Annotated in this window: 24 protein-coding genes; 8 read left to right on the top strand and 16 right to left on the bottom strand. The window is 65.7% G+C overall.

Annotated features, from left to right (window positions below; all coding sequences use genetic code 11):
- Positions 1 to 17: 17 nt before the first annotated feature.
- Both A9513_RS08230 and A9513_RS08225 read right to left on the bottom strand, forming a co-directional pair.
- A complete protein-coding gene (locus A9513_RS08230; RefSeq protein ID WP_065084442.1) occupies positions 18 to 599 on the bottom strand; it encodes a DJ-1/PfpI family protein in 582 nt (193 codons plus the stop codon).
- Between the two features lie 103 nt (positions 600 to 702).
- Positions 703 to 1281 carry a DUF2846 domain-containing protein gene (locus A9513_RS08225; RefSeq protein WP_065084441.1) on the bottom strand — a complete coding sequence of 193 codons (579 nt, stop codon included), beginning with the start codon at positions 1279 to 1281 and terminating at the stop codon, positions 703 to 705.
- 187 nt (positions 1282 to 1468) lie between these two features.
- Between A9513_RS08225 and A9513_RS08220 the strand changes: the two genes are divergently transcribed.
- Together A9513_RS08220 and A9513_RS08215 are read left to right on the top strand one after the other, a co-directional pair.
- Entirely contained in the window at positions 1469 to 1738 is a 270-nt protein-coding gene (locus A9513_RS08220; RefSeq protein ID WP_024762620.1) for a CopG family ribbon-helix-helix protein, read from the top strand.
- Positions 1729 to 2016, top strand: a complete 288-nt coding sequence (locus A9513_RS08215) for a type II toxin-antitoxin system RelE/ParE family toxin (protein WP_065084440.1) — start codon at positions 1729 to 1731, stop codon at positions 2014 to 2016. Before A9513_RS08220 ends, A9513_RS08215 begins: the two co-directional genes overlap by 10 nt.
- Positions 2017 to 2023: 7 nt before the next feature.
- On the opposite strand, the gene A9513_RS08210 is transcribed toward A9513_RS08215, so the two are convergent.
- The 5 genes from A9513_RS08210 to A9513_RS08190 form a co-directional block, all read right to left on the bottom strand.
- Positions 2024 to 2611: a GNAT family acetyltransferase gene (locus tag A9513_RS08210; RefSeq protein ID WP_065084471.1), complete on the bottom strand. Its 588-nt coding sequence runs from the start codon at positions 2609 to 2611 to the stop codon at positions 2024 to 2026.
- A 183-nt stretch (positions 2612 to 2794) separates the two neighbouring features.
- Positions 2795 to 4087, bottom strand: a complete 1293-nt coding sequence (locus tag A9513_RS08205) for an acyltransferase (RefSeq protein WP_083196048.1) — start codon at positions 4085 to 4087, stop codon at positions 2795 to 2797.
- A gap of 34 nt (positions 4088 to 4121) precedes the next feature.
- Positions 4122 to 5279 (bottom strand): phosphatidylserine/phosphatidylglycerophosphate/cardiolipin synthase family protein, encoded by a 1158-nt coding sequence (locus A9513_RS08200; protein ID WP_024762616.1) that lies wholly within the window; start codon positions 5277 to 5279, stop codon positions 4122 to 4124.
- Complete coding sequence (locus A9513_RS08195; RefSeq protein WP_065084439.1) at positions 5276 to 5851, bottom strand: YceI family protein; 576 nt, start codon at positions 5849 to 5851, stop codon at positions 5276 to 5278. The genes A9513_RS08200 and A9513_RS08195 overlap by 4 nt, the downstream gene beginning before the upstream one ends.
- 111 nt (positions 5852 to 5962) lie before the next feature.
- On the bottom strand, positions 5963 to 6868 hold the full coding sequence (locus A9513_RS08190) for a LysR family transcriptional regulator (RefSeq protein WP_065084438.1): 906 nt from the start codon (positions 6866 to 6868) through the stop codon (positions 5963 to 5965).
- Positions 6869 to 6977: 109 nt separating this feature from the next.
- Between A9513_RS08190 and A9513_RS08185 the strand changes: the two genes are divergently transcribed.
- On the top strand, positions 6978 to 8477 hold the full coding sequence (locus A9513_RS08185; protein WP_065084437.1) for an MFS transporter: 1500 nt from the start codon (positions 6978 to 6980) through the stop codon (positions 8475 to 8477).
- A 239-nt stretch (positions 8478 to 8716) separates the two neighbouring features.
- On the opposite strand, the gene A9513_RS08180 is transcribed toward A9513_RS08185, so the two are convergent.
- From A9513_RS08180 to A9513_RS08160, 5 genes are all read right to left on the bottom strand, one after another.
- A complete protein-coding gene (locus A9513_RS08180) occupies positions 8717 to 9316 on the bottom strand; it encodes a YceI family protein (RefSeq protein ID WP_065084436.1) in 600 nt (199 codons plus the stop codon).
- Between the two features lie 186 nt (positions 9317 to 9502).
- Positions 9503 to 9850 carry a hypothetical protein gene (locus A9513_RS08175; RefSeq protein WP_024762611.1) on the bottom strand — a complete coding sequence of 116 codons (348 nt, stop codon included), beginning with the start codon at positions 9848 to 9850 and terminating at the stop codon, positions 9503 to 9505.
- Positions 9847 to 10974, bottom strand: coding sequence for a serine hydrolase (locus A9513_RS08170; RefSeq protein WP_065084435.1), 1128 nt, complete (start codon positions 10972 to 10974; stop codon positions 9847 to 9849). The genes A9513_RS08175 and A9513_RS08170 overlap by 4 nt, the downstream gene beginning before the upstream one ends.
- A gap of 116 nt (positions 10975 to 11090) precedes the next feature.
- Complete coding sequence (locus A9513_RS08165; protein ID WP_024762609.1) at positions 11091 to 11876, bottom strand: MBL fold metallo-hydrolase; 786 nt, start codon at positions 11874 to 11876, stop codon at positions 11091 to 11093.
- Positions 11877 to 11981: 105 nt separating this feature from the next.
- Entirely contained in the window at positions 11982 to 12878 is an 897-nt protein-coding gene (locus A9513_RS08160; protein ID WP_065084434.1) for an acyl-CoA/acyl-ACP dehydrogenase, read from the bottom strand.
- Between the two features lie 148 nt (positions 12879 to 13026).
- Here A9513_RS08160 and olsB point away from each other — a divergent pair, with 148 nt between their 5' ends.
- Entirely contained in the window at positions 13027 to 13782 is a 756-nt protein-coding gene (gene olsB / locus A9513_RS08155; RefSeq protein ID WP_038803564.1) for an L-ornithine N(alpha)-acyltransferase, read from the top strand.
- Positions 13782 to 14552, top strand: a complete 771-nt coding sequence (locus A9513_RS08150) for a 1-acyl-sn-glycerol-3-phosphate acyltransferase (protein WP_037009445.1) — start codon at positions 13782 to 13784, stop codon at positions 14550 to 14552. Before olsB ends, A9513_RS08150 begins: the two co-directional genes overlap by 1 nt.
- Before the next feature lie 146 nt (positions 14553 to 14698).
- Here A9513_RS08150 and A9513_RS08145 read toward each other — a convergent pair whose 3' ends face one another.
- Together A9513_RS08145 and A9513_RS08140 are read right to left on the bottom strand one after the other, a co-directional pair.
- The gene (locus A9513_RS08145; RefSeq protein WP_226045570.1) at positions 14699 to 15559 is read right to left on the bottom strand and encodes a universal stress protein; all 861 of its coding nucleotides are present in this window, start codon (positions 15557 to 15559) and stop codon (positions 14699 to 14701) included.
- Positions 15560 to 15634: 75 nt separating this feature from the next.
- Positions 15635 to 16228: an ACP phosphodiesterase gene (locus tag A9513_RS08140; RefSeq protein WP_065084433.1), complete on the bottom strand. Its 594-nt coding sequence runs from the start codon at positions 16226 to 16228 to the stop codon at positions 15635 to 15637.
- Positions 16229 to 16506: 278 nt separating this feature from the next.
- Here A9513_RS08140 and A9513_RS08135 point away from each other — a divergent pair, with 278 nt between their 5' ends.
- From A9513_RS08135 to A9513_RS08125, 3 genes are all read left to right on the top strand, one after another.
- Positions 16507 to 16824 (top strand): helix-turn-helix transcriptional regulator, encoded by a 318-nt coding sequence (locus A9513_RS08135; protein ID WP_024762604.1) that lies wholly within the window; start codon positions 16507 to 16509, stop codon positions 16822 to 16824.
- A gap of 190 nt (positions 16825 to 17014) precedes the next feature.
- Complete coding sequence (locus tag A9513_RS08130; RefSeq protein WP_065084432.1) at positions 17015 to 18178, top strand: MFS transporter; 1164 nt, start codon at positions 17015 to 17017, stop codon at positions 18176 to 18178.
- 30 nt (positions 18179 to 18208) lie between these two features.
- Positions 18209 to 19258 carry an alkene reductase gene (locus A9513_RS08125; RefSeq protein WP_024762602.1) on the top strand — a complete coding sequence of 350 codons (1050 nt, stop codon included), beginning with the start codon at positions 18209 to 18211 and terminating at the stop codon, positions 19256 to 19258.
- Between the two features lie 139 nt (positions 19259 to 19397).
- Here A9513_RS08125 and A9513_RS08120 read toward each other — a convergent pair whose 3' ends face one another.
- Positions 19398 to 19667 (bottom strand): FeoC-like transcriptional regulator, encoded by a 270-nt coding sequence (locus A9513_RS08120; protein WP_065084431.1) that lies wholly within the window; start codon positions 19665 to 19667, stop codon positions 19398 to 19400.
- Positions 19667 to 21961 carry a Fe(2+) transporter permease subunit FeoB gene (gene feoB, locus A9513_RS08115; protein WP_065084430.1) on the bottom strand — a complete coding sequence of 765 codons (2295 nt, stop codon included), beginning with the start codon at positions 21959 to 21961 and terminating at the stop codon, positions 19667 to 19669. Before feoB ends, A9513_RS08120 begins: the two co-directional genes overlap by 1 nt.
- Between the last annotated feature and the right edge of the window lie 7 nt (positions 21962 to 21968).

Raw genomic sequence — 21968 nt, 5'->3', positions numbered from 1 at the left:
TTCGGGAGCGGGCAAGTTTACAGGCTGATCCTGGTGCCCAGTACGTCGAGGAACTTCGCCAGCCAGGCGGGGTGCGCCGGCCACGCGGGCGCGGTGACCAGGTTGCCGTCGACATGGGCGGCGTCTACCGGGATGTCCACGTACTCACCACCGGCCAGCGTGACTTCCGGGCCACAGGCCGGGTACGCACTGCACGCGCGCCCCTTGAGCACGCCAGCAGCGGCCAGCAGCTGGGCGCCATGGCAGACGGCGGCGATGGGCTTCTTCGCGGTGTCGAAGGCTTTCACCAGTTCGATCACCTTCGCATTCAGGCGCAGGTATTCCGGGGCGCGGCCGCCGGGGATCAGCAGCGCGTCGTAGTCGTCGGCGCGCACATCGGCGAAGTTGGCATTGAGGGCGAAGTTGTGACCCGGCTTCTCGCTGTAGGTCTGGTCGCCTTCGAAATCATGGATGGCGGTACGGATGCTCTGGCCGGCCTTCTTGTCCGGACAGACGGCGTGGACGGTGTGTCCGACCATCAGCAACGCCTGGAACGGCACCATGGTTTCGTAGTCTTCGGCGTAGTCGCCGACCAGCATCAGGATCTTCTTCGCGGCCATCTGGGGCATCCTCCCGGCAGGGCCCCGCCGTGGCGGCGGGGCATGCGGGAGAGCTTAGACAGTCACGCTGGCGGCGGGGTAATACGCCGCTACTACAGCACGGTCAGAGGCCGATGCGCTCGAAGAAGCCCGGCCCTTCGACTTCCTTGCCACTGGCGGCGATGCTCACCGGCTCCTGCACCTGGCGCGTGGCGGGGATTTCCCGCGAGCCCAGTTCCTTGCCCACCAGTTGCAAGGGGCCAGCGCCCTGGCCGGCGGTGTGCTCGTATTTGGGTGGCGTGTGGGTTTCGTCGTAGCGCAGGTAATAAACCTCGCCGGCGCGGGCCTCCAGGGTGAAGCCGGCGATCAGGGTGAAGTCCAGACTGCCACCGGCGAAGAAGGTCCAGAAGCTGCCCAGCAGCGGGCGGCGCATCTGTAGTGGATAACTGCCGGGAGCGAAGTGCAGTGTGAAGTAGCTGTTGCTCGGCAGGCTGCCGATCAGCTCGTTGTTGAGGAACAGCCCCGGCGCTTCCAGTTCTTCATCGGACCACTGGTTCTGCGGCCGGTAGAGGTACACCGTGGCCTGCTGCGAATCCGCGGGCTGCGCACTGTACGGCGGCCCATCCACCGCGCCGAAGAAGGCGCCGGGCGAACTGCAGCCGGCCAGCATCAGGAGAAAGGCGCACAGGGCCAGTCGGAGCATGGAAAGTCCCTCTTATGGTTATGCCCGGAGCATAACCACGGCGCGTGAGCTTGCCACCCGTCGAAAGTCCGGGTCGAAGAGCTCACACAAACGCCAGGGCGAGCCTCGCTCATCCCAACCTGTTTGACACTGCTGCACCCAGAGCGAAGTATTACCCGGTATTACCTTTAACTACACAGGTGCCGCCATGGCCACTTCAGTCAAACTCGACGAGGAAATGCTCGCCCGCGTCCGCGAGCTGGCCGAACTGCGCCAGCGCTCGCCGCACTGGATCATGCGTGAAGCCATCGGCCAATACGTCGTGCGTGAAGAGCAGCGCGAGAAGCTCAAGCGCGATACCGAGCAGGCCTGGGAAGAATTCCAGGCGACCGGCCAGCACGTCACTGCCGAAGCGGTGGAGAGCTGGCTGAACAGCTGGGGCGATGAGGACGAGCAAGCCGCACCAAAATGCGAGTGATCTACGCGCCCGCGGCGCTTCGCGACCTCGACCGCCTGCGCCGATTCCTCCGGGAAACCAATCCCACCGCCGCCCGCCGTGCCGGCCAGATCATTCTCCAGGCCACCCAGGCGCTGGGGGCCTATCCGCAGATGGGGCGACTGATCGATGACCTGCCGATCGAATTCCGCGAATGGCCCATCGACTTCGGTGACAGCGGCTACATAGCTCGCTACCACATCGATGGAGAAACACGGGTCATCCTCGCGATCCGCCACCAGCGCGAAGCCGGTTACTGAACCCGAGTCAGCTCAGTTCCTTTAGCCAGAACATCATCGATTTCGCAGTCTCTCGCTGCCCTCCGATATCGCGCCAGTGGTATTCGATCCGCAGGGAGGGCTGCGGAGTGAAGCCGCGCTGCAGCCAGAAGGCGTCCGGTGAGCGATAACCGGCAGGTCGCGCGGCATGCTCCGGTGGTCGCCGAAGAGCGCAGAAGGCCGCCCAATCGAAGCGTCCCAGGCCACGCGCAAAGCGCTCGCGCTCCTCGAAGAAACGCAGGTCGAAAGCGGTGCTGCGGTACTCCGGCAGAACCACCGACTCGCCGAAATAGAAGATTCGTTCCGGGTTCCAGCCCTGCGCGAGGAGCGGTTGCTGGAGAGCCTCGGCCTCGTCCACCAGCGGCAGCCCGGTCGAAGCCCCTACTACCCGGCCCTCATCGATCACCAGTACGCACAGACTCCAGGCCGAGCGCACATGGCTGTCGAGGTATCCGGCTTCATATTCCGGGCCGCCGTCGTAGAGGTACGGATAATCACGGAACACGGTGATGCGCAGTCGCGCCAGATCATCGATGAACGGGCGAAGGGCGCCGCCGCTGAGTAGACGGAACTCGATGGGCATGGTGGCTTTCTTCCGCAAGGGGCCGCAGCGGCGGCACTGCAGAAAACCTAGCACCGGCAGCGCAGGTCGGCAGAAGCCGGTGAAGGGCGGCGCTGTTTCTGCTTCGCGAGCAAGCTCGCTCCTACGAAGAGCGCAACCTGTCGGAGCGAGCTTGCTCGCGAACGGCCCAACGATGGATTACGACTCGGTAACCACCCGTCGCCGCGGGGCTGGCGGTGTGGGCGGCACCGGCAACAGGTGGCGCACCAGCCATTTGCGCACCGGCACCACGCAGCGCTCCTGCACCAGCACGCAACTGGCGACCATGAACAGCAGGAACAACGGATACAGCCAGATCGACAACTGCTGATGGGTCGCGGACTCGACACAGAAAGCCCAGTCCGCGAGGCAATCCCCCGGTGCACGAATCAGTTTTTCCGTCCGCGAGAACAGCGTGAACAGCGGCACGTGCAAGGCGAACAGTGACAACGATGCAGCGCCCAATCGCGGCGACCAATGACGGATCACGCTGCTCTTCGGATCGCGCGGCAAAGCGCTCATGTACACCAGCATCAGCTGGGCCGGCAGCAACAGGCCGTTGTGTAGCAGGAAGTACCAGAACTTCGCGCCGTGGGTGTAGAGGTAATCGGCAACCAGGAAATTGGCCAGCACGAACGCGCCCATCGCCACCAGCAATCCGCGGCCAGGCAGATGGCCGGCGTCCTTGTACTCGCGGAACAGCCCGTAGGCGAGGATGCCGCTGAGGAACTCCGGCAATCGCAGCAGCGGGTTGCGGTGCAGCAGGCCGGTCCAGGGCATGCCGTACTGCTCGCTGGCAACCACCAGGATCGGCGGGATCAGGTAGAGCATCCACAGCGCCAGCAGCCAGCGCCATTTGTGCTGCAGCCGCGCCAGGCGCGGGGCGACGAAGGGGAAGCAGAGGTAGAAGAAGAACAGCGTCGACAGCGACCAGAGCGGCGCGTTGAAGGTCAGGTAATACGGGTTCCACGCCTGCAGCATGGTCAGTTGCAGGATGCTGTTGAACAGCAGTTCGCGGTCGCTCATCCAGTGGTGGAACAGCTCCGGCTGCAGCCGGCCGATGGCTTCGTTGGTGTCGTAGATGACGAAGCGCGGCGTCGCCTGGTCCAGGTCCGGGCCGATGCCCAGCCCGCTCACCACCAGCAGCACGGCGATGGTCAGCAGGATCGAGAAGATGTGCAGCGGGTAGAGGTTGGACAGGCGCTTGGTGAAGAAGCTGCGCGGGCTCTCGCGCAGGTGCCCGTCGGTGACGTAGACGTGGCAGAGCAGGAAGCCGGAGAGCACGAAGAAGGTGCTGGTGGCGAAAAAGCCCAGGGCAGTCAGGTCATCGAGGCCGGCGAATTTCTGCTCCGCCGGGTAACTGTGCAGCGTGTGGTAGATCACCACGTACAGGCCCATCAGGAAGCGCAGCCACTCCAGCCCGATGAAACGCTCCTTTTGAATCTTTTCCACACCGGCCTCCTACTCGACAGACAACCCTGCGACGTCATCGGCGGCGGTCGAGGAAGTTCACCACCAGTCGGTCCAGCGAGCCCCACAGTCGCTCGCGAAGGCGTTTCCACCAGGGGCGCGCGCGCCAGAAACCCAGGTCGATCTCGCGGCTCTGCGCGAAGTCGGCAGCCAGACAATCGGCCACCGCCGCGGTGAATGGCGGATCGAACGCTTCTACATTGGCCTCCAGATTGAACCGAAGGTTCCAATGATCGAAGTTGCACGAGCCGACGCTGACCCAGTCATCGACCAGTACCATCTTCAGATGAAGGAAGCGCGGCTGGTATTCGAAGATCTTCACCCCGGCGCGCAACAGTCCAGGGTAATAGCGCTGACCGGCGTAACGCACGGGCGCATGGTCGGTGAGCCGGCCGGTGAGCAGCAGGCGCACGTCGACACCGCGCTGTGCAGCCTTGCGCAGTGCGCGACGGACCTTCCAGGTCGGCAGAAAATACGGTGTCGCCAACCAGACGCGCTGGTGCGCACCACGCAGCGAACGAACCAGCGCCTGGAGGATGTCACGATGCTGGCCGGCATCCGCATAGGCAACGCGCGCCAAACCTTCGCCGTAGCTGGGAATCGGCGGCAGGCGGGTCAGCAGCACTTCCTCGCGCGGCTTCCAGGCCCGTACGCCGAGGCAGGCATTCCACTGCCGCTCGAACAGACGTTGCCAGTCGGCGACGATGTTCCCGGTCATTTCCACCATCACTTCGTGCCAGTCGCTGCGGTTCTCCCGCGCGGACCAGAACTCGTCGGTGGCGCCGGTGCCACCGACATAGGCGATGCGCTCATCTACCAGCAACAGCTTGCGGTGGTCGCGGTACAGGTTGCGCAGGCCGGCTTTCCAGTTCAGCGGGTTGTAGTGGCGCAGCTCGCCGCCGGCCTCCAGCAACTGGCGCGTCCAGGCGCTGGAAAGCTTCAGGCTGCCAAAGGCGTCGAACAGGCAACGCACCTTCACGCCGCGCCCCAGGGCAGCCAGCAGCCGGTCGAGCAACGCCTCGGCGCAACTGCCGCTTTCCACCAGATAGAGTTCCAGCTCGATCTGCCGCTCGGCGCTGTCGATGGCCTGGAACATGCGCGGGAAGAAGCGCTCGCCATCGCAGAGCAGGGCGAAACGGTTGCCCGTCCGCCAGGGGAAGATCGGGCCGCTCACCGCGAGGCGAAGATCAGCACGGCGCCCACCGGCACCGACAGGCCGATACTCTTCAGCCCGGCCAGTTTGCGCAGCTGCGCCACGCCCGGCGCGAGGCCGAAGTCAGCGGCATTGATCACCAGCGGCTGCAGGGTCACCACCTGGAAGCGGTGCTCGTCCAAGCGGGTGATCAGCACGTCGGTGCGGTAGTTCTTCGCCTGGCCATTGAGCTCCAGGCGCAGTGGCAGGCGCATCTCCAGTTGCACGCCGCTGGCCAGTTCGGTGATCGGGCGCAGGTCGATGCGCGAGGTGATGCGCGCCTCGGGAAACTTCTCGGTATCGAACAGCTTGTCGCGCAGGCGCTCATCGCGCAGCGGAATGCCGCTGCTCACCGAATCCATCTCGATGCGCAGCTCCACCTGCCCCTGCTGCTCCACCTTGCCATGCATCACCAGGAAGCGGTTTACCTCGGCGATATCGGCGTTCTTGGTGGTGACGAAGGTCAGCCGCGAGGACTCGTAGTCGAGGTACCAGGCAGCCTGGGCGGACGCGGCGAAGCAGGCCGCGAAGAGGAAGGCGAACAGCGAGCGCATGAAATCCCTTACATGGAAACGGATGGACCAACGGCCAACGATAGCGGCCCGCCGTCGGCTTGCAAACCAGCCAACCGGCGAGCCCTTTGGGCAGGCGCCGGCGCCAATGGTTCAGTCGGCCAGCAGCGCCGGAATCCCGGCCACCAGCGCATCGATGGCGCAACGGATCTTCGACGGCATGTAGCGGGTCTTCTGCCACACCGCATGGATATCCTGCGGCGGCTGATTACAACGCCCCTTGACGACTACCAGCTCGCCGCTCCTCACATGCCGAGACAGTAGCCAGGAAGGCAGACGAGCCAGACCAAATCCGGCCACGGCGGCTGCGGCGATCGCCTGCAGGTCGTCCATGCTCAGTTGCGGATCAATGTCGATACGACGCCGATGGCCGTCATCGTCACGCAGACTCCAGGGCGAGGTGACACCGGCGACCGAATAGCTGATGGCGGCGTGGCCGACAAGATCGTCCAGGCCCACGGGCATCCCACACTGGGCAATGTAGGACGGCGCCGCACCGATGCTGGTGTATTGCGCACCCAGTCTGCGCGCGGCGAGCGTTGCACTATCGCCCAGCGGACCAATGCGCACTGCAAGGTCGAAACCCTCCTCCACCAAATCGACGCGACGGTCGGTGAAGGACATGTCGATCTTCAGCGAAGGGTATTTCCGCGCCAACTCCAGCATCAGCGGCACCACGCAGAGGTGGCCGAAGGAGATCGGCACGCTGACCCGCAGGCGCCCGCGCGGCTCCATCCGACCGCCCTCCAGCGCAGTGTGCGCGGCCTCCAGCTCGGCCAGCGCACGCACGCAGCTGTCGTAGAACACCTGGCCGTCGTCGGTGAGGTTCTGGCTGCGGGTGGTGCGTTGCAGCAGGCGCACCCCCAAGCGCGCCTCCAGCCGGGCAATGGCCTTGCCGACCGCCGAGCGCGTGAGGTTCAAACGCTCCGCTGCAAGCGCGAAGCTGCCGGCATCCACCACCTGGACGAAGGTGGCAATGCCATCGAGTCGGTCATCCATCAGGCAGCCCCTTTTGAGTCCTCAAGAGCCCCAATGATGGGACCAAATGGCGCCAATGGGGAACCCTGTTCTTTTTCAGAATAGTGGCTCGTCCCACGGAGCCATCCTCATGACTGCCCTCCATAACCCCAGAAACCTCATCGCCCTGGCCGCGGTATGCCTGTCCTCGATGATGTTCGGCCTGGAAATCTCCAGCGTACCGGCGAGCCTGCCAGCCCTTGAGCGGGTACTGCACGGCGACTTCCAGGAACTGCAATGGGTGATGAACGCCTACACCATCGCCGTCACCAGCGTACTGATGGCCGCCGGTACCCTGGCCGACCGCTTCGGCCGCAAGCGCCTGTTCGTCATCAGCCTGGCGCTGTTCGGCCTGACCTCGTTGCTCTGCGGGCTGGCGGGCGACATGCCGAGCATGATCGCCGGGCGCTTCCTGCAAGGCGCCGCCGGCGGCGTCATGCTGATCTGCCAGGTGGCGGTGCTGACCAGCCAGTTCAGCGACCCGGCCGAACGCGTGCGCGCCTTCGCCGCCTGGGGCGTGGTGTTCGGCATCGGCCTGGGCTTCGGGCCGATCATCGGCAGCGCCATCGTCGCCCTGGCCAGCTGGCAGTGGGTGTTCCTGGTACACGGGCCGCTCGCCCTGCTGACCCTCGCGCTGGCGCAGTACGGCGCGGTGGAGTCGCGCGATCCGCAAGCCGAGCGGCTGGATATCGGCGGCATGCTCACGCTGTCACTGGCCGTGCTCGGCATCGTGTTCTACATCACCCAGGGCGCCGGCATGGGTTTCACCAGCCCGGCCGCGCTGGCGATCCTGCTGCTCAGCCTGGCCAGCCTCGCCGCCTTTGTCCTGATCGAGCGCCGCGTCGCCCACCCGATGTTCGACTTCTCCGTGCTGCGCATCCGCGCGTTTTCCGGCGCGATGTTCGGCTCGGCGGGGATGAACGCAAGCTTCTGGCCGCTGATGATCTACCTGCCGGTCTACTACCACGGCGTACTCGGTTACGGCGACGTGAAGGCCGGCTGGTCGTTGCTGGCGTACACGCTGCCGACGCTGCTGGTGCCGCCCATCGCCGAGCGGCTGGCGCACCGCTTCCACCCCGGCTGGGTGATACCCGGCGGAATGTTCGTGATCGGCACCGGCTTCTTCCTGATGCTCTGGGGTAGCGCCCTGGATCACGCCAGCTGGCTGACCCTGCTGCCCGGCTGCGTGCTGGCCGGCATCGGGCTGGGCATGACCAACACCACGGTGACCAACACCTCCACCGCCGCCGTGCCCGCTGCCCGCGCGGGGATGGCCTCGGGCATCGACATGAGCGCGCGGATGATCTCCCTGGCGATCAATATCGCGGTGATGGGGTTGATCCTGCTCTGGGGCGTCGCTGCCGGGCTGCACGGCGTGAACGGCAGCGAGAAGCTGCAACAGGCCGCCAGCATCGCCGCCGGCCAGTTGGGCCCCGATGCCCCGGCCAGCGCGCGGGCGGCACTGGTGCAGGGCTTCGGCTGGGTGCTGGGCTACGGTGGGGTCAGCGCGTGGCTGTTCGCAGCGGGCAGTTTCGTGACCTTCGGCGCGCGCCGGGCGGCACGACCTACACTGGAGGTAGCCCGATCCTGACTGACAGGAAGACCGCCATGAAAACCATCCTGCTGCTCGCCTTCGTGTTCATCAGCGCTTCCAGTTGCAGCGTGGGCTCCGGCTTTCGCTTCCAGCCAGACTTGCCGGCAATTGCGGCGCGGGCTTAAGGCTGGCTGTTTTCTCGATTGACGCTGTGCCGTGCGGTTCGCGAGCAACGCCGCCCTGGCCGGCGAATCGCAGAGAAGATCGGCACGAACGAAGATGCCGATCCACAACGATCACGGCGCCTGCTTGATCACCTGGCTGAACCCCAGCACCGCGAACACCGGCACCTCGGGCGTGATCGAATGCACGTTGGCGACTTCCTTGAGCGGCTCGAGTTTCTCTTCCAGGTCGAAGTCGATCAGCTTGAGCACCAGCGGCTCCAGGGTCGTCACCTCGATGCGGCTCTCGCTGGGGCGGCTGACCAGCACCTGTGACTTCAGCCGACGCTGCTGGCCGTGCAGGTCGAGGTTGAAGTCCACGGTTTCCTGGCGCGACTGGCCGACCTGCAGGTCGTCGTAACGGCTCAGGTCCAGCTGGCTGCTGACGATCGCCTCGGGGAAGCGCTCGATCTCGAAGAAGGAGTTGCGCATGCGCTCGTCGCGCAGCGCCAGGCCGCTGTCGATGGACTCCAGCGGCACCACCACGCGCACCGCGCCCTGGTCGTCGATCTGTCCGGAAAGGCGGTCGAAGCGCTGCACTTCTGCCATCTTGCCGCGCTTGACCGAGACGAAGCTGATCCGCGAGGTGTCGCCGTCCAGTTGCCATTCGGCCAGCGCCAGGGGGCTGGCCAGCACCAGCAATGCGCACACGGCTCCTGTTACAAAAGAATGCATTCGTCCTCCGAAGCGGGTCGCCCCGCTCCGTGGAACGCGCCCGTCAGTACGTGATTACGATCTCGCGAGCTAGAGCAGAACAAGGCAAAAACAGGCGAGGATGCGCAGTTTACAAGCGGTAAATGAGCAGTCCGAGCCTGTTTTTAGCGCCGTTCTGCCGACGCGCAGCAGATCGTAATCGCGTTCTCAGTGGTTGCCCGATTCGGGCAAATCATCCGCCTGGGGCATCAGTTGGCATCCCTCGCGCGCACCGAGCCAGGCGGCTGTCTGTGTACTGCCGAGGCCGCGGGCGGTCACCCGCTTGCGCGCTTCGTCGTCGAGGAAGCCGCTGGTCGGCACGTACTGCTTGGTATAGGCCTGGCAATAGTCTGCCGAGTTCCCCATAACGTAGCGACAGGAGCAGTACTCCTTGGCGGTGTAGGCGCCGATGATGCCGGGGAAGGCCGCGAGATGGATGCGGTTCTGCCAGATCACCACGGCCAGCGCGACGATCAGAAGGACGAGAACGCTGAGGATCGGATGGCGGCGGATCATGGCTGCACCTCCCCGTGGGCGAAGGCCGCCTGGGCGAGTTTGAGGAAGGCGTCGTGCTGGTAGCTGCCGTCGCGGTCGTCGGCGTAGCGGACGATCACCAGCTTCTGTTCGGGGATCACGTAGAGCGCCTGGCCCCAGTGGCCGAGCGCGGCGAAGGTGTCTTCGGGCGCATCCGGCCAGGGTACCGGCGCGCCGGCCACCGGGCGGTTGAGCCACCACTGGCCACCGGGCACCGCTTCGTTGGGTTTCTTCGGATCAGGCTGGTACTCGGGGAACGGCGCAAGAACGAATTTCATCCAGTCCTGCGGCAGCAACTGGCGATCCTTCCAGCGCCCGTCGCGCTCCATCAGCAGGCCGATGCGCGCCATGTCGCGGGCAGTCATGTAGGCATAGGACGAGCCGACGAAGGTACCGCTGGCATCGCGCTCCCAGACGGCCGACTGGATGCCCAGCGGCTCGAACAGCGCGGTCCAGGGGTAGTTCGCGTAGTCCTTGCCGACCATCTGCTTGAGCGTGGCGGAAAGCACGTTGCTGTCGCCGCTGGAGTAGCGGAAGCGCTTGCCCGGCTCGGCATCGGCAGCGAAGCCGGCGGTGAACTTCGCCATGTCGTCGCGGCCACGGGTGTAGAGCATCGCCACCACCGAGGAGCGCACCGGCGCGTATTCGTACTCTTCCTGCCAGGCCAGGCCGGAGGCCCAGTGCAGCAGGTCGCGCATCCTGATATCGGGATGGTCGGCGAAGGCCGGGTAATGCTGGGCGACCGGGTCGTCGAGCTGGAACTTGCCCTCGCCGAAGGCCACGCCGAGGACGCTGGCCATCACACTCTTGCTCATCGACCAGGCCAGGTGGGGCGTCTGCGCGCTGGTCGGGCCGGCGTAGCGCTCGTAGATCAGTTGGCCGTCGCGAATCACCACTACCGCATCGGTGCGCACGCCCTTGCGGGTCGCGTCGTCGCGGTTGGGGAAGGCATAGCTTTCGAAGGCTTCGACAGCAGCGCCACTGGGCGTGGCGCCGTGGGGCCAGTCGGCCTCGGGCCAGGTGTCGGCACCGTGGGCATGGCTGCTGAGCAGGCAGGTGGCCAGGGCCAGTGCGCGCAGCGCTGGCCTGTAGGAAGTGAAGGGCATCGGCGGGCCTCTTGTTATCAGGTCGGCCCGCACCCTAGCACGGTGAAGATGACGAATTAAGCGCCGATCGTGCCGTAATCAAGGACGATTGGCGCAATCGGTCAGCATGGGGCCTGTCAGCGTGGCACCTGGTAATCCTCCGGCCCCATCAGGTCCATGCCGCATTGCAGGTCACTGATCCAGTCGAGGAAGGCTCCGATCATGGCCTTGCCCACGAAGGGCCGGCCGTGCTGCGGAACGATCATCTCGATGTCCATGCCGCGCACCATCGATGCCCAGAGCCGCGCGACCTTGTTCGACGCCATGTAGCGACGGTGGAAGCCTTCCATGTGCGGTACGTGCGCAGCGAAATCCTGCACCGGGCTGGCGTCGTCCACCAGGGAGGCGCCCATGTCGCCGGAGAAGAGGATCTTGCTGACCGGATCGTAGATCTGGAAGTTGCCCACCGAGTGGAGGAAGTGCGCAGGGATCATCTTCAGTTGGCAGCGGCCCAGCTGCACCGACTCGCCGCGGTCCGGCAGCGGAATCACCCGGTCATAGGTGGAGATGCCATGGCTGACCGCCAGGTAGTTGGCCGTCAGGTGCGGCAGGAAGCGCGCCCAGAGCTTCGAGCAGATGACCTTGGCGCGGGTGTGCAGCAGCCACTTATCCAGCGCGGCGATGATGTCCGGGTCCTGGTGCGAGGCGAAGATGTAGTCCAGGTCCTGCAGCGAGAACAGTTTCGAGAGTTCCAGGGACAACGGCGTATAGGTCAGGTCGCCGCCCGGATCGAGCAGCAGGCGCTTGTCGTGGTCGACGATGAGGAACTGGTTGGATTGCACACCGTCGCCGCTGACCAGATCGTCGAAACACAGGCATTGGTGTTTACCGTCGTCGAACAGCACGATGGGTTCGCGTCGCATGAGGGGATTTCCTAAAGCAGTGGGAGGGAAAACAGTGGGTAGCCCTGCGGAAATTTCTTGGTATCTCAGAAACATCTGTAAGGCTAACGTCCCCTCCCCAGGCCCTCACTGACGTGGGTCAAGGCCTATTGCCACCCTCGCTTTCTCCAGGCGCTTGGCCCGGGCGGCGCCGGCGATGGCGAGCACACTCTTGTCGCGTCTCCAGACCGCCGCCAGTTCCGGGTCGCCCGAGGCGAAGGCGGCATCCAGCGTCGCAGCGAGGCTTTCGAACTGGCTGAACACGCCGGCCAGCAGCAGGTGGGTTTCCGGTTGCGAAGCCGGCTGCCGGCTGACTTCCGCGCAGCCGGCCAGCACACCGGTCAGGCGCTGGCCCAGCTCCGCCGGCCACTGTTTATCCAGCGCCAGGCCGTAGAGCCAGGCGCAGATCGCCGCCAGCACATGGGTATCTTCCAGGGTGCGGAAAGGTTTGCTGTAGGCCTCCCAGCCATCGCCGGGCAGGCGTTCGCAATGGGCGCCGTCGAGCAGCAGGCGGGCGTGGGGGATGTCAGGCAGCAGCGGCAGGGCCGGCAGCGCCTCCAGCTTCGCGCCGGGGGCGCCGGCCTGCACCACGGTCATGGCGATGCGCGGAGGCTGTCCCTCGTCCTCGTCACGCGCGGCGACCAGCCACCACGCGGCGCTGTCGGCGGCGGTGGCGAAGTCCTTGCGACCGTGCAGCACCAGACCGTCGAGGCGGGTCTGCAGGTCGGCGGGGCGCACGCTCTTCTTCTCGGTCACGCAGAGCGCGCCGAGGCTGAGCGGGGCCGCCGGCCAGAGCGCGCGCAGGGCCGCCTGGTAACCGGCGAGGAAAGCCAGCCCCGGTGAGGTCGCCAGGCGCCCGCCGAGCACTGCCAGCTCGAAGCTGCCGCTATGGCCGGCGCGCCCCAGCAGTTCGGCGTACCAGTCGTCCAGGGCCAGGCCGGGCGGCAATCGGTTCTGCGGGCCGAACAGGCATTTCCAGGGCATCGCGGCGCTCCTTCCTTCGAGGTCGTTGTTCTTGTCATACAAGCATCACCGCACCGTCATGGGCGTGACACCGGTCATTCCTAGCCTGAGCTTGCACAACAAAGCCGACCGGCCGCAACCCGCATGGCCGGTTCACGGAGGCACTCGCATGAGTCAGATCGCCCTCTCCTGTGACACCCCGGCGCAGCGCCGTCTCAAGGCCGTGCGTCTGCGCGGCGCCCGCGCCCTGCGCGAAGCCCAGGCCCTGCGTTACCGCGTGTTCAGCAGCGAATTCGACGCCCAACTCAAGGGCGCGGACCAGGGGCTGGACATGGACGACTACGACCGCCACTGCGCCCACATCGGCGTGCGCGACCTCAACACCGGCGCGCTGGTGGCCACCACCCGCCTGCTCGACCACCGTGCCGCACAGCGCCTGGGCCGCTTCTACAGCGAAGAGGAATTCGCCCTCGACGGCCTGGACAACCTGCAGGGCCCGGTGCTGGAAATCGGCCGTACCTGCGTCGACCCGGACTACCGCAATGGCGGCACCATCGCCGTGCTCTGGAGCGAGCTGGCCGAAGTGCTGAATGAAGGCGGCTACCGTTACCTGATGGGCTGCGCCAGCATCCCCATGCGCGACGGCGGCATTCAGGCCCGCGCGGTGATGCAGCGCCTGCGTGACCGCTACCTGTGCCAGCAGAACCTGCGCGCCGAGCCGAAAACTCCGCTGCCGCAGTTGGACGTGCCGGACAACCTCACCGCTGAGCTGCCGCCGCTGCTCAAGGCCTACATGCGCCTGGGCGCGAAGATCTGCGGCGAGCCCTGCTGGGACCCGGACTTCGGCGTCGCCGACGTGTTCATCCTGCTCAAGCGCGACGAACTCTGCCCGCGCTACGCCCGCCACTTCAAGGCTGCGGTCTGATGCGCAGCCTGCGCGCCTGGCTGCGCGTTGCCCGCCTGCTGCTGGTGTTGACGGTGGGCCTGGTGCTGGCTGCCTTCGTCAGCCTGCTGGAGCGCCTGCCCGGCCGCGACTGGATGCCCCTGCGCCAGCGCCTGACCTGCTGGTACCTGGCGCGCCTGACGGCTGCCCTGCCCTTCAAGGTGAAGGTGCACGGCGAGCTACCCGGCCAGCCGATGCTGTGGGTGTCCAACCATGTGTCCTGGGTCGATATCCCGCTGCTCGGTGCGCTGCTGCCGCTGACCTTCCTGTCCAAGGCCGAGGTGCGCCAATGGCCGGTCGCCGGATGGCTGGCGGAAAAGGCCGGCACGCTGTTCATCCGCCGGGGTTCTGGCGATGCCCGAATGATCAACGCGCAATTGGCCACGCACCTGGCGCGCGGCCGTTCCCTGCTGGTCTTCCCCGAAGGCACCACCACCGACGGCCAGGGCCTGCGTACCTTCCACGGCCGGCTGATGGCCAGCGCCATCGAGGCCGGCGTGCCGGTGCAGCCGGTGGCGCTACGCTACCGGCGCAACGGGCAGGCGTGCGAGCTGGCGCCCTTCATCGGTGACGATGATCTGGTCAGCCACTTGAAGCGGCTGTTCGACAATGATCGGGGAGTCGCGGAAATCCACTTCTTGCCGGCGCTGTCCAGCGCCCACCAGGACCGCAACCTGCTGGCCAGACAAGCGCACGCGGCAATCCGTGCAGTGGTGTGTGAAGCGCAGGAAGAGGCGGCCATTGCGGCCTGACGTTCGCTGACAAGGGAAGGGATTGGAGCCCGCCGTAACCTACGGCCGGCGGGTTCCCACTCTGACGAAACGGCTTTCAAACTGCGCCGGGCGGCACCCTCGAGTCGCCCGACGCAGCCTGAAAACAGTCTCCAGACGCCGCAGGCTCAAGCCTCCGGCGGCACGACCAGGATGTCACAATCCAGTTCGCGCAGAGCGTAGTCGGCAACACTGCCGATCAGGGCACGCTTGATTCCGCCCATACCCCGAGTACCCATGACCAGCAGATCCGGCCGATGCTTGTCGACCATCCGCTGTAACACGTTGCCCGGCAACCCGACGGCCACCAGTTGTTCATCGATGTGCTCCTCCAGGTGCTGGTCATGGAGGAACTTCTTCAACTCGTCCACCGCCTGGCGCGACTCGCTGCCGACAAATTCGTCGATGCGCTCCTCGCTCACTCCGGAGTACTGCATCATGCCCTTGGCCAACGGGCTGAAGGCGTAGACACCCCGGCGCACGGCACCTTCGAGCAGGCCCAGTTCATCGGCCACTTCCACCGCATGGGCCGAAGCCGGCGAGGTATCGAGGGCGACCAGCAGGTCGCGGTATTGGCCGCCGGCGGGCTGGTTGACCACCAGCACCGGCAGTTGCCCGGCGCGAAGTACTCGCTCCACCGTGGTGCCGACGAAGATGTCGCGCAGCACGCTCTTGCGGTGGGCTCCCATCACCAGCATCTCGCAGTTCTGCTTCTTCGCCGCAGCGAGGATCTGCTGATTCGGATCGCCGCGCTCCACCAGCAGTTTCGGGCAGGTGCCGCCCAGTTCGGTGAGTTCCACAAGCCGCGCTTCGAGCATCAGGCGCACCTGGGTGACTTCCTGCTCGACCAGCGCCGATGGCTGGTCTTCATCGACCACGTAGAGCACGGTCCAGGGACAGGCGTAGCGCTTGGCGAGCGCCGCCGCACGGTGCAAAGCCTTTTCGGAACGGCCAGACAGATCCGTTGCGACCATTAACGACTTCATCATGCTGCTCCTCTCGTCGTCCTTCAGATGTGTCTATTGCACACGCTATGGGCCGCCGGCCGGTTGACGCATATCAAGTCAGGCCGGACCGTCCATCGCTTTCGGCGGATTTCTGACGAACTCCTGAAGTTCGGGATAGAACTCACGGAAGTCGCTGCTCAATGGCTCGTAAAGACGATCCAGCTCCTCCCAGGCGCCATCCAGCAGGGACGGCCGCGACAGGCGCCGGGACATGCCGGAGACAACGTCCTGCAACACCTCGAACTGCCGATAGCTGCCGAGCCAGTCCTGCGCGGCCATGCGCGGTGCAATGCGCGCCAGACGCTCCGGCAGGCCGGGCGTGCGGCCCAGTACACCGTAGACCCGTTGGGTGAACTGCTCCAGCGGCTCGCCGGAGAAACGCTCCCAGTCGCGGGCCAGGCAGTGGTCGTAGAACACGTCCAGCAGCACGCCGGCCATGCGTCGGCGCTCACTGGGGAAACGCGACTTGGCACTGTGTATCAAGGGATGACTGTCGGTGAAGGCGTCGATGCGCCGGTGCAGGCGGATAGCCGCCTCGATTTCAGCGGGCCACTGCCCGGCCAGCGGGCCTTTGACGAAATCGCCGTAGAGGCTGCCGAGCAGTTGGGCGGGCCGGTCACCGCCCAGGTGGAGATGCGCGAGGTAGTTCATGAGATGAGCTTAGCGCGTACCGATGCTCTGCTGTAGGAGCGAGCTTGCTCGCGAACCTCTTGGCACCGAGCAGTCTCGGTTCGCGAGCAAGGACTGGGCTCCCCTCGCACCGACTAAAAGCGGCACGGAGCAGAGGCGGAACCATCGCGGACGGAGCACGCTCCCACGGTAGCCCGCCCCTATTATCACGGGAGGTGATCATTACTATCGCGCCAAACGAATTCATATCGTTTTTGACCGATATATAGTTCGTCCCAACGCGATAGACCGATACGCCCATGACTGAACAACACACTCTCGACCTCGACGAAATCTTCAAGGCCCTGGCCCACCCGGTGCGACGCGACATGCTGCACTGGCTCAAGGACCCGGAGAAATTCTTCGTCGAGCAGGAACACCAATCCTTCGAGATCGGCGTCTGCGCCGGCAAGTTCGACCAGCGTACCGGTCTGTCGCAATCCACCGTTTCCGCGCATCTGGCCACCCTCCAGCGCGCGGGCCTGGTGACCAGTCGAAAAGTCGGCCAGTGGAACTTCTTCAAACGCAACGAAGAAACCATCCAGGCCTTTGTTCGCCACCTGAGCGAAGCGCTGTAACAAACCCGTTCAGAATCTTGCGAGCTAGAGCAGAGCAAGGCGAAAACAGACAAGGAAGCGCAGTTTACAAGCGGTAAATGAGCATTCCGAGTCTGTTTTCAACGCAGCTATGCCGACGCGCAGCAGATTCAGGGCGGGTTTGACCGGCTACTGCCAGCCAAGACAATTTCAACTCTCCAGGAGCAGGCGCATGCCCACTTCGCTTCTCGTCCTCGCTTTGTCCGCGTTTGCCATCGGCACCACGGAATTCGTGATCATGGGCCTGTTGCCCGAGGTCGCGGGCGACCTGTCCGTCTCTATTCCGGCCGCCGGCTGGCTGGTCAGCGCCTATGCCTTCAGTGTCGCCATCGGCGCGCCGATCATGGCGCTGCTCACGGCCCGCCTGCCGCGCAAGACCGCGCTGCTGATGCTCATGGGCATCTTCATCCTGGGCAACCTGCTCTGCGCCGTGGCCGCCAACTACGGCCTGCTGATGCTGGCGCGGATCATTACTGCGCTGTGCCACGGCGCCTTCTTCGGCATCGGCTCGGTGGTCGCCGCCAGCCTGGTACCGGCCAACCGCAAGGCTTCCGCCGTGGCGCTGATGTTCACCGGGCTGACCCTGGCCAACGTGCTCGGCGTTCCGGCCGGCACTGCGCTGGGCCAGGTCGCCGGCTGGCGCTCGCCGTTCTGGGCAGTCACGCTGATCGGCGTCATCGCATTGATCAGCCTGTGGCGCGTGCTGCCCAAGCAACACGATGAAGAAGCGGTGGACATGCGCAAGGAAGTCTCCGCGCTGCGCAACGGCCCGCTGTGGCTGGCGCTGGGCACCACCGTACTGTTCTCCGCCGCGGTGTTCGCGCTGTTCACCTACGTCGCGCCGTTGCTCGGCGAAGTCACCGAGGTCTCGCCGCGCGGCATCACCTGGAGCCTGGTACTGATCGGCCTCGGCCTGACCCTGGGCAACATCATCGGCGGCCGCCTCGCCGACTGGCGCCTGGGCACCACCCTGGCCGGCGTGTTCGCCACCATGGCGGTGGTTTCCACTGTGCTGAGCTGGACCAGCGCCGCGCTGATCCCGGCCGAAATCACCCTGTTCATCTGGGCCGCTGCCGCCTTCGCCGCGGTGCCCGCCCTGCAGGTCAACGTGGTCCGCGTCGGCGGCGCCGCGCCCAACCTCGTCGCCACCCTGAACATCGGCGCCTTCAACGTCGGCAACGCCATCGGCGCCTGGGTCGGCGGCAGCGTCATCGACCACGGCCTGGGCCTGACCCGCGTGCCCCTGGCCGGCGCCGTGCTCTCCGTACTCGCGCTGATCGCGGTGATGATCGCGTTCGGCGGCAAGCCCAACCAGACACAAACCGTCCTCGATTGAACCTCCACCCTCACGCCCCGGAGTAATGCAATGACTACGCTTTTCGATCCCATCGTCATCGGTGACCTGGAACTGCCCAACCGCATCATCATGGCCCCGCTGACCCGCTGCCGCGCCGACGAAGGCCGCGTGCCCAACGCGCTGATGGCCGAGTACTACACCCAACGCGCCGACGCCGGCCTGATCCTCAGCGAGGCCACCTCGGTGACCCCGATGGGCGTCGGCTACCCCGACACTCCCGGCATCTGGTCCGACGACCAGGTGCGCGGCTGGACCAACGTCACCAAGGCCGTGCACGCCAATGGCGGCCGCATCTTCCTGCAACTGTGGCACGTCGGCCGCATCTCCGACCCGCTGTACCTGAACGGTGAAACCCCGGTGGCGCCGAGTGCGATCAAGCCGGCCGGCCATGTCAGCCTGGTGCGTCCGATCAAGGAGTTCGTCACCCCGCGCGCCCTGGAAACCGAAGAGATCGCCGACATCGTCGAGGCCTACCGCATCGGCGCGGAAAACGCCAAGGCCGCCGGTTTCGACGGCGTGGAAGTGCACGGCGCCAACGGCTACCTGCTCGACCAGTTCCTGCAGAGCAGCACCAACCAGCGCACCGACCAGTACGGCGGCTCCGTGGAGAACCGCGCGCGCCTGCTGCTGGAAGTCACCGACGCCGTGATCGGCGTGTGGGGCGCCGGCCGTGTCGGCGTGCACCTGGCGCCGCGCATGGACTCCCACGACATGGGCGACTCCGACCCGCTGGCCACCTTCGGCTACGTGGCCCGCGAGCTGGGCAAGCGCGGCGTGGCGTTCATCTGCACCCGCGAGAAGGCCGCTGACGACAGCATCGGCCCGAAACTGAAGGAAATCTTCGGCGGCGTGTACATCGCCAACGAGCGCTTCACCCAGGAAACCGCCACCGAGTGGCTGGAAAGCGGCAAGGCCGACGCGGTCGCCTTCGGCATCCCGTTCATCGCCAACCCGGACCTGGTAACCCGCCTGCAGAAAGGCGCCGCCTGGAACGAGCCGCACCCGGAAACCTTCTACGGCAAAGGCCCGGTCGGCTACCTGGACTACCCGCGCCTGTAAGCGCCGGTACCAGCGCCAACGAAAAGGGCGCCTTCTTGCGAAGGCGCCCTTTTTCCATGCCGGTGCCAATTCGTAGGGCGGATAAGGCCTCAGGCGTTATCCGCCATTGCGGCGTATAACCCGTTCCGGGTTATACGCCCTACACAGAGCTCCAGCGCAGTGGCGCAACAGTGTTTCTCGACGACAACCGATACCCTGTCGTCGAGCACGGCGTCGTCTCCGCGCATCCCTTGCAGCTCCCGCAGGCCGCCGGCTCGGACGCGACCTTTTCCACCACGCCCATCACCAGCAAGCGCTCCAGCAGGGCTTCGAGCAGAGCCTTCGAAGCGCCGAGGCGTTGAGCCAGAGTCGGCACATCCGCCTCGCCCATCTCACCCAGCAGGTTACGCACGGCGATTGCCGAGGTCATCAGTGGCAGCTCCCGGCCGGAGTGGCGCGCAGTTCTCGCTCGCCATTCAGTTCCAGGCCGCGCCGGCCGACCCAGCGCAGGATGAGGAACAGCACCAGGTTGAACACCAGCACCAGGCCGATGGCCACCGCGCTGTATGGCGGATGTTCGGCAAAGCTGAACACCTGGTAGCAGAGGGTCGCCAGCGAGTAGGCGACGTTCAGGCCCCAGAGCACCGAGAAGGTCATCCAGCCCCGGCCGCTTTCGCGTGTCAGCGCTCCAAGGGTCGCCACGCAGGGCACGTAGAGCAGCACGAAGACCAGGTAGCTGTAGGCGGCCAACGGACTGCCGAACTTGGCAGCGAAGGTGCCCATGGAGCCCTCTTCCATCTCGCCATCTGCCATGCTCGCGGCGACCGGGTTGGCCAACACGCTGAGGCTGAACGAGTCGCGCAGGCCGTCCAGCGTATCCGCCCCGGCCTGCTTCAACTGGGCCCAGAGGTCGTAGCCGTCGGCGTCGAACGCTTCGCCCTGGATGTGCTCGGCGGTGTAGAGCGTGTTGAGTGTTCCGACCACCACTTCCTTGGCCAGCGCGCCGGTGACCAGGCCAACGGTGGCCTGCCAGTTGTCCGGGTGCACGCCCATGGGCGCCAGCAGCGGCGTGACCTTGTGGCTGAGACTCGATAGCGCCGAGTCGGCGATGTCGCCCTGCACCGGGCGGCCATCGAGGGTGACGCTGTTCAGCCCGCCGATCACCAGGCTGACCAGGATGATCACGGTGCCGGCGCGGACGATGAAGGCACGCAGGCGCGTCCAGGTCTGCAGCAGCAGGCTGCGCAGGTGCGGCACGTGGTAAAGCGGTAGTTCCATGACGAAGGGCGAGGCCTCGCCGCGCATCAGCGTGTGCTTGAGCAGCAGCCCGGTAAGAACCGCCACGACGATTCCCAGCAGGTACAGCGAGAAGATCGCCAGCGCACCGTTCTGGCCGAAGAAGGCCGCGGCGAATACCGCGAAGATCGCCAGCCGCGCGCCGCAGGACATGAACGGCGCCATCATCGAAGTCATCAGGCGTTCGCGCGGGTTATCCAGGGTGCGGGTGCCCATGATCGACGGCACGTTGCAGCCGAAACCGACGATCAGTGGCACGAAGGATTTGCCCGGCAGGCCGAGGGCCTGCATCAGGCGGTCCATGACGAAGGCCGCGCGAGCCATGTAGCCGGAGTCTTCCAGCAGGGCGAGGAACAGGTACATCAGGCCGATCTGCGGGATCAGCGGCAGCACCGCGTTGATGCCACCGCCCAGGCCCTGGGCCAGCAGCGCGGTCAACCAGTCCGGTGCGCCGCTGCGCGCGCCCAGCCACTGGATGCCGTCGATGAACAGCGCCGAGGAGCCCTGGTCGAAGATCGGCTGCAGCGCCCCGCCCAGAGTGATGGCGAAAAAGAACATCAGGTACATCACCAAGAGGAACACCGGGATGCCCAGCCAGCGGTTCAGCGCGATGCTGTCCAGCATCTGGGTCAAGCGATGCGGCGCGGCCTCACGGTGGTTGCTGGCGCGCTCGCAGAGTTTGCCGATCAGCCGGTAGCGCGCGTCCACCAGCAGCAGTTCCGGGTCCTCTCCACAGGCGCAACGAATCGAGTCACGCGCGGCCAGCAGGCTCGTCGGGTCGAGCTTGAGCTGGCTGGCGCTGTGCAAGTCGCCTTCCAGCGCCAGCAGGGCCATCCAGGTGTGGGCCGGCGGTGCGTCGGCCGGTAGCAGTTGAGTGACGGCGTCCCGCAGCGCGGCAGGATACGGCACCTGCAGCGGTTGCTGTACACCCAGGCTGTCGATGGCCTCCTTCAGTGCATCGATGCCTTCGCCGCGGGTCGATACCAGCGGCACCACCGGGCAACCCAATTCCCGCGCCAGCGCCTCGCGGTCGATGTTCAGGCCCTGGGTGCGGGCGATATCGAGCATGTTCAGCGCCACCACGCAGGGCAGGCCCATCTCGCGCAGCTGCACGGTGAGGTAGAGGTTGCGTTCCAGGTTGGTGGCGTCCACCACGTTGACCAGCACGTCCACCTCGCCATCGACGATGCAGCGCCGGGCGATCTGCTCGTCCAGCGAGGCCTGGGTCGACAAGGTGGTCAGCGAATAGGTGCCGGGCAGATCCACCAAGCGTACGTGGTGGCGGGCGGTGCGAAAGCTGCCTTCCTTGCGTTCGACGGTCACGCCGGCCCAATTGCCCACGCGCTGGCGCGAGCCGGTGAGCTGGTTGAACAGGGTGGTCTTGCCCGCGTTGGGGTTGCCGATCAAACCGATGCGCAGTTCATCCATGGGTCGA

The sequence above is a fragment of the Pseudomonas sp. AU12215 genome, from assembly GCF_001675465.2.
Classification (GTDB): domain Bacteria; phylum Pseudomonadota; class Gammaproteobacteria; order Pseudomonadales; family Pseudomonadaceae; genus Pseudomonas; species Pseudomonas nitroreducens.
This window is presented reverse-complemented; position numbering and strand designations above follow the sequence as displayed.